At 66.3% G+C, this 13,762-nt stretch carries 12 protein-coding genes and 2 pseudogenes; 10 read left to right on the top strand and 4 right to left on the bottom strand.

The annotated features are described in order from the left end of the window. The first annotated feature begins 262 nt into the window (after nt 1–262). Genes AC5JJ6_RS20575 through AC5JJ6_RS20565 form a run of 3 tightly spaced genes read left to right on the top strand, consistent with a single transcriptional unit; the run spans nt 263 to nt 4,131 of the window. Nucleotides 263–1,666 carry an MmgE/PrpD family protein gene (locus AC5JJ6_RS20575; protein ID WP_496043848.1) on the top strand — a complete coding sequence of 468 codons (1,404 nt, stop codon included), beginning with the start codon at nt 263–265 and terminating at the stop codon, nt 1,664–1,666. 24 nt (nt 1,667–1,690) lie between these two features. After that, nucleotides 1,691–2,893 (top strand): acyl-CoA dehydrogenase family protein, encoded by a 1,203-nt coding sequence (locus AC5JJ6_RS20570; protein WP_496043847.1) that lies wholly within the window; start codon nt 1,691–1,693, stop codon nt 2,891–2,893. Beyond that, nucleotides 2,890–4,131 carry a CaiB/BaiF CoA transferase family protein gene (locus AC5JJ6_RS20565; RefSeq protein WP_496043846.1) on the top strand — a complete coding sequence of 414 codons (1,242 nt, stop codon included), beginning with the start codon at nt 2,890–2,892 and terminating at the stop codon, nt 4,129–4,131. Before AC5JJ6_RS20570 ends, AC5JJ6_RS20565 begins: the two co-directional genes overlap by 4 nt. Here AC5JJ6_RS20565 and AC5JJ6_RS20560 read toward each other — a convergent pair. Next, nucleotides 4,100–5,203: an RNA-guided endonuclease InsQ/TnpB family protein gene (locus AC5JJ6_RS20560; RefSeq protein ID WP_496043845.1), complete on the bottom strand. Its 1,104-nt coding sequence runs from the start codon at nt 5,201–5,203 to the stop codon at nt 4,100–4,102. The genes AC5JJ6_RS20565 and AC5JJ6_RS20560 overlap by 32 nt on opposite strands. Before the next feature lie 80 nt (nt 5,204–5,283). On the opposite strand from AC5JJ6_RS20560, the pseudogene tnpA reads away from it, so the two are divergent. The 6 genes and pseudogenes from tnpA (at nt 5,284) to AC5JJ6_RS20530 (ending at nt 10,039) form a co-directional block, all read left to right on the top strand. Next, nucleotides 5,284–5,646: pseudogene (tnpA, locus tag AC5JJ6_RS20555) on the top strand (IS200/IS605 family transposase). A gap of 30 nt (nt 5,647–5,676) precedes the next feature. Beyond that, entirely contained in the window at nt 5,677–6,459 is a 783-nt protein-coding gene (locus AC5JJ6_RS20550) for a GntR family transcriptional regulator (protein ID WP_496043844.1), read from the top strand. 27 nt (nt 6,460–6,486) lie between these two features. Continuing rightward, complete coding sequence (locus AC5JJ6_RS20545; protein ID WP_496043843.1) at nt 6,487–6,687, top strand: hypothetical protein; 201 nt, start codon at nt 6,487–6,489, stop codon at nt 6,685–6,687. Continuing rightward, nucleotides 6,684–8,120, top strand: coding sequence for an amidase (locus AC5JJ6_RS20540; protein WP_496043842.1), 1,437 nt, complete (start codon nt 6,684–6,686; stop codon nt 8,118–8,120). The genes AC5JJ6_RS20545 and AC5JJ6_RS20540 overlap by 4 nt, the downstream gene beginning before the upstream one ends. A gap of 52 nt (nt 8,121–8,172) precedes the next feature. Next, nucleotides 8,173–8,769, top strand: a complete 597-nt coding sequence (locus AC5JJ6_RS20535) for a TRAP transporter small permease (RefSeq protein ID WP_496043841.1) — start codon at nt 8,173–8,175, stop codon at nt 8,767–8,769. A gap of 1 nt (nt 8,770) precedes the next feature. After that, entirely contained in the window at nt 8,771–10,039 is a 1,269-nt protein-coding gene (locus AC5JJ6_RS20530) for a TRAP transporter large permease (RefSeq protein WP_496043840.1), read from the top strand. Nucleotides 10,040–10,102: 63 nt separating this feature from the next. Here the strand turns inward: AC5JJ6_RS20530 and dctP are convergent, their stop codons facing one another. The 3 genes and pseudogenes from dctP to AC5JJ6_RS20515 form a co-directional block, all read right to left on the bottom strand. Beyond that, nucleotides 10,103–11,110 (bottom strand): TRAP transporter substrate-binding protein DctP, encoded by a 1,008-nt coding sequence (gene dctP / locus AC5JJ6_RS20525; RefSeq protein ID WP_496043839.1) that lies wholly within the window; start codon nt 11,108–11,110, stop codon nt 10,103–10,105. Nucleotides 11,111–11,330: 220 nt separating this feature from the next. Next, nucleotides 11,331–12,446, bottom strand: a pseudogene (locus tag AC5JJ6_RS20520) (MFS transporter); the annotation flags it as partial. A 3-nt stretch (nt 12,447–12,449) separates the two neighbouring features. Continuing rightward, entirely contained in the window at nt 12,450–13,346 is an 897-nt protein-coding gene (locus tag AC5JJ6_RS20515; RefSeq protein ID WP_496043838.1) for an HpcH/HpaI aldolase/citrate lyase family protein, read from the bottom strand. Nucleotides 13,347–13,440: 94 nt separating this feature from the next. Between AC5JJ6_RS20515 and AC5JJ6_RS20510 the strand changes: the two genes are divergently transcribed. Beyond that, on the top strand, nt 13,441–13,762 hold a 322-nt coding region (locus AC5JJ6_RS20510), incomplete at its 3' end, for a MaoC family dehydratase (protein WP_496043837.1).

The raw sequence follows: 13,762 nt of genomic DNA, 5'->3' as shown, positions 1-13,762 counted from the left end.
TGAGCGCGGTGCTAATTGGAACCAAGCATCTCATTCCCCGCCAGCCCGATCAAACCGTCAGATCGCCATGCCGCCACGCTCTCCAGCCACCAAGGCCTTGGTTTTCAATGCGCGAGAGACAGGACGGAACGGGCGCTTCGGCAGAATGCCGGCGATTTCGAAAATTCAACGCTTGACAGCGCTTGCGCCATGCGCCTGAATGTCCGGACAAAGTCGGCCGCCACCTAGCCGGCACCAATAAGAACCATGATGGGAGAAAGCGATGCCCTTAGACGAGGCGTCATCCCGAAGCTCGACCATTTCCAGCACGCTCGCGGATTTCGCGGCCGGCCTGACCTGGGACGGCATCCCCAAGGACGTTCGCATCCGCGCCGTCCATCACATGCTCGACGCCGTCGGCATCGCCCTGGTTTCCGGCACCTACGACTTCGCCCACCGTACCCTGACGGCGCTGTCCGGACTGTCCGGTGCTGCCGATAAGTCGGTCGGCGTGATCGGCCGGCCGGTCCGGCTGGCGCCGCGCGACGCGGCCTTGGTCAACGGCATCCTGTGCCACGGCCTCGACTTCGACGACACGCACCTGGGCGGGGTGGTCCATCCGACGGTCAGCGCCCTGCCCTGCGCGCTGTCGGCCGGCGTCCAGGCGGGTTCCAGCGGCGAGGATCTGATCGTCGCCTATATCCTGGGGATCGAGGTCGCGGCCAGGCTCGGCGCGGTCGCCAAGGGTGGTTTCCATCAGGTCGGATTCCACCCGACCGGACTGGTCGGGACCTTTTCCTCCGCCCTGGTCGCCGGCAAGCTGTTCGGCCTGTCTGCGCGGGAACTGACGCAGGCCCAGGGCATCGCACTCAGCATGGGCGCCGGCAGCCTGGAGTTCCTGGAGGACGGCGCCTGGACCAAGCGGATGCACCCGGGCTGGGCGGCATCGTCCGGGATCACGGCGGCGGCCCTGGCGCGGGAGGGCTTCGTCGGGGCCGCGGCGCCGTACGAGGGGCGGTTCGGCCTGTACAACGCCTATCTCGGTCCACGCGCGGCGGAAGCGGATCTGGCGCTCGCCACGGCGGAACTGGGCGACCGCTGGGAGCTGAACCACACCGCCATCAAGCCGTTCCCGGCCTGCCACTTCACCCATGCCTGCATCGACGCCGCCATCCGGCTTTCGCCCGGTATCGACATCGGCAGGATCCGCCGCATCCGCGCCCTGGTGCCGGCGGAGGTCGTCAAGACGGTGTGCGAGCCGGTCGCCAGCAAGAAGCGGCCCGCCAACTCCTACGATGCCCAGTTCAGCATCCCCTATCTGGTCGCGGTCGGGCTTCTGCATGGCCGGATGGGCCTGGGCGACCTGGAACCCCATATGCTGAGCGATCCCGAGCTGCTGGCGCTGGCGGCCAAGGTCGATTACGAGGTCGATCCGAAATCGGGCTTCCCGCGCCACTACTCCGGCGAGGTCATCGTGGAGATGGCCGGCGGCCAGACGCTGAGCCATCGCGAGCAGATCAACCGCGGCGCTCCCGACCGGCCCCTGACCAACGAAGAGATCGTCGAGAAATACCGGATCAACGCGGCACTGGCGGTCTCGCCGGATCGGAGCCGCGCGGTGGAAGCCGCCGTCCTGTCCTGCGCCGAAACCGATGCGGCGACCCTTTCGGCCAGTCTTACGGCCTGACGAACATTAGGAGTTTGCGACGACATGACCGCCGCCCCCCTCAGCAGCAATCCGGCCGGCAACCTAGCGGGTGATCTGGCCGACCGGCTTGACCAGGAACGCATGATCCTCGACAGCATCGGGCGCTTCCTGGACCGCGACGTCAAACCCTATGCCCAGCACCTTGAGCATGACGACATCTATCCGACCGAAATCGTCGGCAAGATGAAGGAACTCGGCCTGTTCGGCGCCACCATCCCCGAGGAATACGGCGGCCTCGGCCTTGCCCCCAGCACCTATGCCGCCGTGATCGAGCGGATCTCGCGGGTCTGGATGTCGCTGACGGGCATCATCAACTCGCACCTCATCATGGCCCATGTGGTCAACAAGATGGGGACGCCGGAGCAGCGCGCCCGTTTCCTGCCGCTGTTCGCCGCCGGCGAGATCCGGGGCGGCCTGGCGCTGACCGAACCGGACTGCGGCACCGACCTTCAGGCGATCCGCACGACGGCCCGGCGCGACGGCGACGACTACGTGATCAACGGCACCAAGACCTGGATCTCCAACGGGATCGAGGGGTCTTGCTTCGCCCTGCTGGTCAAGACCGACACCGCGGCCCAGCCGCGCCACAAGGGCATGACGATGTTCCTGGCGGAGAAGCGGCAGGGCTTCCGCGTCAGCAAGAAGCTGGAGAAGCTCGGCTACAAGGGCATCGACAGCGCCGAACTGGTGTTCGAGGACTACCGCGTTCCGGCCGACTGCCTGATCGGCGGCAAGGAAGGCACCGGCCTCCAATGCGCGATCTCCGGCCTTGAGCTTGGCCGCGTCAACGTCGCGGCGCGCGGCGTCGGCGTCGCCCAGGCGGCGCTGGACGAATCCGTCAAGTACAGCCAGCAGCGGACCACCTTCGGCAAGCCGATCCACGAGCATCAGGCGATAGCGCTCAAGCTGGCCGATATGGCGACCCGCACGGAAGCCGCCCGGCTGCTGGTGCGCAAGGCCGCAGAAGCACTGGACCGGGGCGACCGCTGCGACATGGAAGCGGGCATGGCCAAGCTGTTCGCCAGCGAAGCCGCCATCGAGAACTCGCTGGAAGCGCTGCGCATCCACGGGGGCTACGGCTATTCCAAGGAATTCATCGTCGAGCGGCTGTACCGCGACGCTCCGCTGCTGGCTATCGGCGAAGGCACCAACGAGCTTCAGCGGCTGATCATCGCCAAGCGCCTGATCGAGCAGAACCCGATATGACCGGCACCCCTTCGTCCCAGCCCCATGCGGCCGAACCGGCGGCGCTGCCGCTTGCCGGCGTGACCATCGTCGCGGTCGAGCAGTACGGCGCCGGCCCTTTCGGCACCATGCTGCTGGCCGATCTCGGCGCCACCGTCATCAAGATCGAGAATCCCGCCGACGGCGGCGATGTCGGGCGCGCCGTCGGCCCGCACTTCTTCGGTCCCGGCGACAGTCACTTCTACCAGTCGTTCAACCGCAACAAGCGCAGCATCACACTGAACCTGAAGAAGCCGGAAGCGCGGGAGATCCTGCACGACCTCGTCCGCCATGCCGACGGCGTCCTCGACAATCTGCGCGGCGACCAGCCGGAAAAGCTGGGGCTGACCTACGACGCGCTGAAGTCGGTCAATCCCCGGATCGTCTGCGCGCATCTGTCGGCCTATGGCCGGACGGGGTCGCGGCGGTCGTGGCCCGGCTACGACTACCTGATGCAGGCGGAGGCCGGATACCTGAGCGTGACCGGCGAGCCGGATGGGCCGCCGACCCGGTTCGGCCTGTCGATCGTCGACCTGATGACGGGGCAGATCTGCGCCTTTGGGCTGCTGGCCGGCATAACCGGCGCCCGCGCCACCGGCATCGGCCGCGACGTCGACGTTTCGCTGTTCGACGTGGCGCTCCACAACGTCAACTATCTCGCGACGTGGTATCTCAACGCCGATCACCTCCAGGGCCGCGAGCCGCGCGGCGCCCATCCTTCCCTCACCCCCAGCCAGCTCTACCGGACGCGGGACGGCTGGATACTGATCATGTGCAACAAGGAGAAGTTCTGGCCGATCCTGGCGGAAAAGCTGGGCCGTCCGGAATGGGGGACCGACCCTGCCTTCGCCACTTTCAAGGCCCGGCTCGCCAACCGCGCGCAACTGACCGAACTGATGGACGAGGCGCTGTCCCACCGCACCACGACGGAATGGATATCGGTCTTCGGCGGCCAGATCCCGGCGGCCCCGGTGCTGGATATCGGGCAGGCGCTGAACAATCCCTTCGTCGCCGAAAAGGGCAACATCGCGGAGTTCGCCGGCCACGGCGACGCCTCGGGACGGCCGCTCAGGATGCTCAAGGGACCGTTCCGCCTGTCCGACGCCGAACTGCCGACCCGGCCGGCGCCTGAAATGGGCGAAGCCAGCACGTCGATCCTGTCCGAACTGGGATATAGTGCCGATCGTCTCAAGCATTTAAGAAAGATCGGTGTTCTTTAACATCTTCGCCGTCCTGGAGGACGGTGATTTCCGTCTTCTGGAGGGCGATGTTCCGCCCCGACCGCAGAATGTTGAGAGCCGCATTGGTGTCCCGATCATGCAGAACGCCGCAGCCGCCACAGAGCCACGATCTCACTCGCAGACCTTCCACCCCTCTCGGCGCGCCTGCGCGGGAGCCGCAGCAGGAACAGGTCTGTGTACTGTACCGCTCGTTCGTTCGGACGAACACAGCCCGATGCCTAATGGCCTTGTACTCGAGCAGGGAGCGAAACGCGCTCCAGCCCGCATCCAGGACGGACTTCGCCATCCGGGTGCGGGCCAGGGCCGCGCTGTTCACGTCACCGACGCAGATCAGGGCGTTGTCCCGGACTATGCGGGTGGACTGTTCGTGGAGGAAGTGCCGCCGCTGGGCCGCCACCTTCCGATGGATTTTGCGCGCCAGCGCCTTGCAGCCCGCCCGCTGGGCGCGGGCCAGTTTCTTCGCCGCCTTGCGGAGGTGACGCGGGTTGGTGATCTTCTCCCCTGTGGACAGAACCGCAAGGTCCTTGAGGCCGAGATCGATGCCGATCTCCCCGGCTCCGGTCGGAAGATCGTCGGCGACGTCGCAGACGAGGTTCAAGTACCAGCGCCCCTCGGCATCCTGGCTGAAACTGCCCGAGCGGATCTCCGCCGGGATCGGCCGCGACAGCCAGAGCCGGTACTCCTGCCCGAGGAACGTAACGCTGTCGCCGTTGACCTTGAGCGGTCGGCCGCACTGGAAAGGCACCCACCCGAGAGACCGTTTCGGCCCATGGCCCGTCCGCCAGCGCGGACGCCGCTTTGCCTTGTCGCGGCTGACGGCGAACTGTTTGCACACGGCTTGGACGGTGTCGCTGTGCAGTCCGAGTTCCCTGGCGGCCCCGCCGGTCAGCCTAATCAGGTCGAAACCGCTCGGCCAGGGCCGGTTCAGCCTGCGACTGTCGTTCTGTATCCCGCCGCAGTAGTTCCAGACGAGATTGACCGCCCTCGCCATACGGGCAAGGCGCCGGCCGGTCGTGGCGTCCTTGATGCGGTAGCGATAGGTCAGGGTCATGCCCGAAGGCTAGTTGGCCCCGGAATGGCATGCAAGACTTCCGACGCGGCAGGCACAGCGTATAGCTACTCGCAGCCCACCTGGTCCGCGTCACGCAGCACCGGTGCTGCGTGCTTGACAATGCCGCACCGGACTGGCTACGGCATCGCGTCAGAAAAATATGCCGAACGTTGGATTGCACGCCGCTCGCCTGCGTCGGCACAGCGGATCACATCCACGCGCTCGTCAATGCTCCGCCGAAATTGTAGGCCTCGGTTCTCGTCAATGCCCTCAAAGGGACGTCCAACAGTCTGCTCCGACGGAAGCGTCCGCACACCGCTGACAACTACTGGAACAACGTTTCGTGGTCTCCCTCATATTTTGCCGCCAACACAGGAGAGGCAACTCGTGAAATCGTCGAACAGTATGTCGATAGCCAGCGCCGTGCCTCCTCTCCGCCCTGAGCGGCGCGATCTCCGGCGCGGTGTCCCGCAATGACCAATCCTGCGCCCCAGCCTTCCCCCGAGATCCCCCGCTACCAGGAGATCGTCAGCATCCTGCTGAAGGAGATCGAGCAGGGCGCCTATCGGCTTGGGGCGCGGATGCCGACCGAGTTCGAGCTGTGCAGCCGCTTCGACGTCAGCCGCTACACGGTGCGCGAAGCGATGCGCAAGCTGGAGGACATGGGATTGGTTTCGCGCCGGCCCGGCATTGGCACGATCCTGGCGGCGACCACGGCGGACGGCCGCTACGCCAATTCGATCAACTCCCTGGACGAGCTGATGCAGTATGCCAGCGACACCCGGATGGAAGTGCTGGGTACGGAGCTGATCGAGGCCGACGAGGAACTGGCGGCCCTGATGAACTGCGAACCGGGAACGCCGTGGTACAGGATGGACGCTCAGCGCTGGGCGTCCGACACCCGGAAGCCGTTCTGCACGACGACGCTGTGGGTGCGCGGCGACTTCGCCGGCATCGTGCCCAGGATCGGCAAGGAGCAGCGGGCGGTCTACCGCATGCTCGAGGAAGCCCACGGCGTCACGATCCGGGAAGTGCTTCAGGACATCGAGGGCATCGTGCTGGACGACCGCACCGCCGCGACGCTCGACGCCCCGGCCGGCTCGGCGGGGCTGAAGATCACCCGGCTCTATCTGGGCACCGACGGACAGGTGTTCGAAGGCTCCGTCAATATCCATCCGACCGGCCGTTTCCGCTATTCGATGAGGCTCCAGCGCCAGGACAATCCGTCCGGCCGGCGCAAGGGCACCCGAGACTGAAAACGCCGCAGATGAGGGAGAAACTTCATGACTGATCCATCCCCCGCAGCCGGCCTGATCCGGAACTGGCACGGAATTTCCCTCACCGATGCCGATGCGGCGCTGGCCGATGCGGCACTCGACCGATCGCTCGCCGCCTTGAAGGCCGCCGGCGCCGGCCAACTGGGCTTCGACCAGGAAACGAACCGCTTCGGCATCCTCCTTGCCGACGCCGGAGAGCGGTCTTGAGCGTCGCCGATCCCTGGGCCTTGTCGCTCTGCAAGGCTGCCGATGCCGTCCGGTCGGGACGGATCAAGGCGGAGGCCCTTGCCGAAGCCTGCCTCGACCGCATCGAACAGGCCGGCTATCTCAACTGCGTCGTCGCCGCCGACCGCGACGCGGCACTGGAAAGCGCCCGCGCCACAGACCGCGCCATTGGGCAGGGACGCGATCCCGGCGTCCTCGGCGGCGTGCCGCTCGCCCACAAGGACATGTTCTACCGCAAGGGCCGGGTGACCGAATGCGGCTCCATGATCCGGCGGGACTTCGTGCCCGACGCGACGGCGGCGGTCCTGGAGCGGCTGGACCGGGCGGGCGCCGTCGATCTTGCACGGCTCCATATGGCGGAATTCGCGATGGGGCCGAGCGGCCACAACGCCCATCTCGGGCGGTGCCGCAACCCGTGGAACCCCGACCACATCACCGGCGGCTCGTCGAGTGGTTCTGGCTCGGCGGTCGCAGCCAGTCTGGCGTTCGGAGCGCTCGGTTCCGATACCGGCGGTTCCGTCCGGCTGCCGGCCGCGATGTGCGGGGTGGTCGGTCTGAAACCGACCCAGGGCCGCGTCAGCCGCTACGGCAGCATGCCGCTGTCGGACTCGCTGGACTGCATAGGGCCGCTGGCGCGGACGGTGCGCGACGTCGCCCGGCTGATGGGCGTGCTGGCAGGCGCCGACCCGCGCGATCCCGGCACGCTCGCAGCCCCGGTGCCCGACTACGAGGCGGCGCTGGATGGAACTTCCGCCGGACGCCTCGACGGCGTCCGGATCGGGTTGCCGACCAGCTTCTATTTCGACGGCCTGGACCAGGAGGTCGCGGAACTGGTGGATGCCGCACGGCGCAAGCTGGAGAGCCTGGGCGCCAGCGTCGTCGATGTTGACATTCCCGACCACCGGCAGCTTGGCGAGCTTGCCGGCGTCGTCTTCACGCCGGAAGCGGCGACCCTGCATCTGCCGTGGCTGCGAGAGCGGCCCGGCGACTACGGCGAACAGGTCCGTGCCCGCCTGCTTCAAGGCCTGGTCCTGCCGGCGACGGCCTATCTCCAGGCCAGGGCATTGCGCGGCGAGATGCTCGGCGCCATGGTCGACGGGCCGCTCCGGCACTGCGACGCCCTGCTGGCGCCGGTGCTGAAGCACCCGGTCCCGACGGGAGCCGAAACCGATGTCGGCGCCGGTGCGGGAATGGCGAAGGTCGTCGGCGGCCTTGCCGAACTGACCCGGCCGCTCTCCTACCTGGGGCTGCCCGGCCTGTCTGTTCCGGCCGGCTTCACCGCCAACGGTCTGCCGACCGCCATCCAGCTGATCGGCAAACCGTTTTCCGAAGGGGAGCTGCTATCCATCGGCCATGCCTATGAGCTGGCATCCGGATGGACGCGAGAAGCACCCTCTCTCCGTTCCCGAACCTGATACCGAGCAACAAGCAAGTTCCTGGGGAGGAACACAGCAACAAGAGGATGCCATGACGGGAATAACGAGACCGGAAGCCCCTGCGGCATCCGGCGATACCCTGGCTCATGCCGACAGGTCCGAACAACCCACCGGAAAGTATACCCTGCCGCGCCCGTGGATCTGGTTCGAGGACAAGGTCCTGCTCAACGTCGCCAGCCTGTTCATGGCCGCCGCGATGGGTGTGATGTTCTACGAGGCGTCCAGCCGTTCCCTGTTCAGCGAGAGCCACTGGTGGGCGGAGGAGCTGGTCCGCTTCCTGGTCGTCTGGAGCGTCCTGCTGGGGCTGAGCGCCGCCAGCCGCGACCACCATTTCATCCGCATGGAGCTTCTGATCCAGCGCCTGCCGCGCGGGGTCCGGATGGGACTCAACTGGCTCAACTGCGTGCTCGGCACGGCGTTCGCGTCGGTGCTGGTCTACGCCGGCTGCGTCGAGGTCATGCATCTGCACCGGATCGGCATGATGACGGAATCGAGCCTGGACCTGCCGCTTTGGCAGGTGCGCCTGATCATGCCGCTGGGCGGCTTGCTCTATATCGGCTATTTCGTGGGAGCGGCCCTGCACCTGCTCCACGGCGTCGATCCCTTCGAGACCGAGGAGCTACGCTGAAATGACCGTCGCCTTGGCAATCCTGGCCCTGCTGGCGCTGATCGCCGCCGGCATCCATGTCGGCATAGCGTTGGGCATCATCGCGGCGGGGCTGATGCTGTTCAGCTTCAACATTCCGGCCGTCCTGATCGCACAGACCGCCTGGGGCTCGATCGACAGCTACGCGCTGGTCGCCATCCCGTTCTTCATCTTTTCCGGCAACCTGATGTCGCAGGGCAACCTTGCCCTCGTCATCATGAACCTCGTCGCCTCGGTCGTCCGCTGCTTCAAGGGCGGCGTCGCCCTGGCGCTCGCGGTTTCCAGCATGTTCTTCGCCGCAGTCAACGGCTCCTCGGTCGCCTGCGCCGTGGCGCTCGGCCCGGCCGCCGTCAAGCTTCTTCCGAATGAGGGCTACGACGCCCGCTTCTCCGCTTCCCTGATCGCCGTCTGCGGCACGCTCGGGCTGATGATCCCGCCGTCGCTCAGCTTCATCCTGATCGGCAGCATCGTCGGCATGCCGATCCCAGACCTGTTCATCGCCGGCATCGTGCCGGGACTGCTGGAGCTGTCGCTGCTGGCGCTGGGTACCGTCCTCATCAGCCGCCGACGCGGCTACGGCATCGTCCAGGACCGGCCGGACTGGGCCGGCTTCCGCAAGGCCCTGCCGTCGGCCAGCGGCGCGCTGCTGATGCCGGTGCTGATCATCGGGACGATCTATGCCGGCCTGTTCACCCCGACCGAGGTTTCGGCCTTGGCCGCCATCTACGCGGCGCTGCTGGTGCTGGTGGTCTACCGGACGGCCGATGTCTTTGCGATCTGGCGCACGCTCCGGGAGTCGGTCAAGCAGACCGTCATGATCTACGGCATCCTGCTGGGCTCCGGCCTGCTGACAGCGATGCTGACGCGGCTCGGACTGGCGGCCGAACTGACGCGCTTCGTCAGCGAAGCCGACGTGTCGCCTTTCGTCTTCCTGCTCACCGTCAACATCCTGCTGATCATCGTCGGCATGTTCCTGGACGGCGTGTCGATGATCGTGCTGCTCAGCCCGATCCTGTTTCCCCTGTCCAACGCCGTCGGGATCAACCCGATCCACTTCGCGGTCATCATGACGGCCTTGGTCGAGATCGCGACCCTGCCCCCGCCGGTCGGCCTCAACCTGTTCGTCATGAGCAAGATCACCAAGATACCGGTCCACGAGATCATCCAGGGCGTGCTGCCCTTCTACGGTATCCGGCTGTTCGGGCTCCTGCTGATCAACGCGGTTCCGGCCCTGAGCCTGATGCTGCTTTGACATCGAAAAAAGGGAGGGCGGAAACCGCCCTCCCCTTCCCTGCTCCGTTCAGGTTTCGCGATATCAATTCGCCGAATACTTCGCCTTGATCGCTTCCATCTGCTGGGTGACTTCCGCGTAGCGGTCGCTGAAGGTGCTGCTGGCTTTCCTGGAAAGCTCGTGGAACTGCTCCCGCGAGGCATCGTCCACCGTCGAAAGCCTGCCGCCGGCCGCCAGCATCTTGTCCAGCACGTGCTTGTCGCTGTCGATCGCTTCCTGCCACTGCCGGCTCAGCATTTCCTTGGTGGTGTCCTTCACGACCTGCCTCAGGTCGTCCGGCAGGTCGGCCAGCCAGTTCTTGTCCACCAGCACGGAATATGTCAGCAGGCTCATCCCCGGCACGTAGCTGGCGACCTTGGCCGTCGTGCCGACCATTTCCCAGCCGCCGGCGGAGGTGTAGATGCCGTCGATGGCGCCCTGCATCAGGGCCGCCGCCATCTCGGTCGCCGGCATCGTGACGGGATTTGCGCCGAAGCGCCGCATGGTGTCCTGAAGCACGCGCCCGCCGGTCAGACGGATCTTCATGCCGCTCAGGTCCTTGGGCGTGTCGATCTCCTTGTCCTTGGCCAGGAACATCAGGTCCGCCGTCCGCATCAGGCCCAGCACCTCGATGCCGATATCCTCGACATACTTCGTCATCAGCGCCGCGATCTCGTCGGAAGCGCCGGGCTTCAGCATCACCTCGTCGGTGATCATGAAGGGAAGGTTTATCACGCCGTACTGAGGGGCCAGCGATTCCAGCTGGACGCTGACCGGCCAGACCATGTGGACCGCCCCGGTGCCCAGCGCGGCCACCGCCTCCTTGTCCTTCAGGAGGGTGCCGGCATGATAGATCTTCGGCACGATCCGGCCCCCGGAGCGCTCCTTGAGCTGGCCCGCGAAATGCTCCATGGCCTGCGCCGTCCAGTGGGTGGTCGCGATCTCGTTGGTCATGACCATTTCGTAAGTCTCGGCGCGGGCCGGAGCGGCGATCCCCGTCAGGCCCATCAATGCCGCCGCGGCGGCCCCGATCAGAAGAGTCCGTCTCAGCATGGCTTTCCTCCCATTGTTGGAAGACCGTTCCTTGACCGGAACGGCCCCACGTTTCTGCTGGCTGAATGCTATGTCCGGACAATCATGCTTGTAAAGAGTATTGTCCGGACAAATATGGTCAGGTGCTTTCCCGATGGGCGGCGCGCAGCAGGCCCAGGCTGACGATCATCAGCAATCCGGGAAAGATGAACATCGTCGTATAGCTGCCGACCACCGTGTAGAGACCGGAGAAAACCGTCGGGCCAACGGCAACCCCGGCAAAGGTGAAGGCGAGGGCGCCGCCGGTAGCCATGCCGACGGTGCCGGCCGGCGCCAGCCTAGCCACCTCCGCCAGAAAAACGCCGTTCCACCCGATGGCCGACAGGCCGAACCCCAGGAACAGCGCCACGACCAGCGATGCCGGCCACCCCGGATGCAGCACCGCCGTCAAGCCGCAGGCGAGGGCGGAGGTCACCGCGACCATGATCAGGACGCCGAGCGCGCTCTCCAGCCGGTCGGCGATCCAACCCCACACGATCCGCCCGACCACTCCCGCCGCCTGCGCCACCGCCGCCACCGTCCCAGCCAGCACGAGCGAATAATCCAGCTCGGTCACCAGCATCGTCACAAGGAAGCTGACCAGACAGAGCTGCAAGCCGGAGAAGCAGAAGGCCGTGACCGACAGCAGCCGTAGCGGGCGTGCCCGCCAGACCATCCGGGGACCCTCGGTCAAATCCGCCCGGATCGCTAGCCCCGGTTCCCGGTCGGTATCCCAGGATGCGCGCACCGGCAGGAGCAAAGCCGCCAGCACGGCGCCCACCGCACTGACCGCAAGCAGCGCGACTGGCCAGCCGTAGCCAACGGTCAGGCGCGGCAGGATCAATCCGGCGCAGATCCCACCCAACGGCACTCCGGTCTGCTTCAGGGAGAAGATCAAGTTGCGCCGATGCGGCGGCGTGAAGCGGAACAGCAGATGCGACGCGGCGGGGTTGGTCAACCCATATCCCAGGCCGATCAGCACCGAACCCAATGCCGCCAGAACGAGATAGCCACTTGCCGCGACCGCCGTTCCGGCTGCGCACAGCAGGAGCGCCAGCTGGCTTGCCCGCACGGCTCCCCATCGCCGGACCAGCGTCCCGGCCGGCACCGAACAGCAGGTCGCGGCGATGTAGGCGAGACTGATCTGCAATCCGATCAACTCCGCCCCGATCCCCAGCGACTGGGCGGCGGAAGGTGCTATCACCGAAAACGACAGCATGCCCATCGAAGCGATCGCCTGTACCAGGGTGACGGCTGCGAGGACCAATGCCAGCGGCGGCGTGTCGGCATCCGGTCCGGAAAGGGAAATCGGCGCCATGGCTCAGGCGAAAGCCCCGGTGCGTGCCGCCACCGCCAGGACCCGGTGCGCACCGAGCAGGATCGGCCGCTCGACCAGCTTGCCGTCCAGCAGCGTCACGCCTCCAGCGGCCCGGGTGGAAGCATCCACGATCCGCCGAGCCTGCGCCACGGCCGCGCCATCCGGCGTGAAGTGGCGGTTGATCGCGTCGATCTGGTTGGGATGGATGGCCGATTTGCCGGTGAAGCCGAGTTGAGCCGCCGCCGCGATCTCGCGGTCGTGGCCGTCCGGATCGTCCAGGCCGAGGAAGGGCATGTCGAGCGCATCGATCCCCGCACGGGCCGCCGCCCGGACGACATCGGCGCGGGCGTGGATCAGCGGCTCCCACCCGATGGCGACGCGAAGTTCTGCCGCCAGATCGGCGCCGCCGAACATCAGGAAGCTCATGCGCGGCGAAGCCTTGGCGATGCCGTATGCCGAATCCAGGCCGCTGATCGTCTCGATCACGGCGGCGAGACCGGTATCGTATCCGGCCTCGTCCATCAGGGCGTCGACCAGTTCGATATCGCCCTGCCCCTCCACCTTGGGCAGGAGAATGCCGCCCAAGCGCGGCTTGTGGTCGAGCAGCGCCGCCAGATCGTCAAGCCCGGCCCGCGTGCGCGGCGCGTTCAGCCTCAGATAAATTTCCGCCGCAGGTGCGCTGCCGGCAAGATCCGCCAAGGCGTCCAGGGCCTTTCGGCGCGCCGCCGCCTTCTCGGCCGGCGCCACGGCGTCTTCAAGGTCGATCACCACGACATCAGGACCGGCGGCCAACGCCTTCATGAAGCGCTCCGGCCGGTTGCCGGGAACGAACAGCAAGCTTCTCCGCACCGGAACGGAGGAAAGGCCCCCTCGGCTGGTTTCTTCGCTGGTCCGCATCATTGGCGTTGCCCTCCCCGGCTATACGTGTATGTTTGTCCGGACAAAAATGCGCCAAGCCGTTGCCCGGCGCAAGCCAAAGACGACAGGAGGAAACATGAACGCCGCAACCGGCAAGCGGGAACCCCGTCACATCGTAGCCACCTATGGCCGCTTTCTGGAAGATTTCGTAGTCGGGGATGTCTATGACCACCGGCCCGGCCGGACGGTCACCGAGGCCGACAACATCCAGTTCAGTCTCATGACGATGAACCAGCACCCGATGCACTGCGACCATGCCTTTGCGGCAAAAAGCGAGTTCGGCAAGCCGCTGGTCAACAGCGGGCTGACGCTCGCGATCGTGCTGGGCATGACCGTCAACGACGTCAGCGCCCAATCCGTCGCCAACCTTGGCTGGGACGAGATCAAGCTGACGGCGC

This window comes from Skermanella sp., assembly GCF_059503625.1.
Note: the sequence above shows the minus strand (reverse complement) of the source record. Positions and strands in the feature narration are given on the sequence as shown.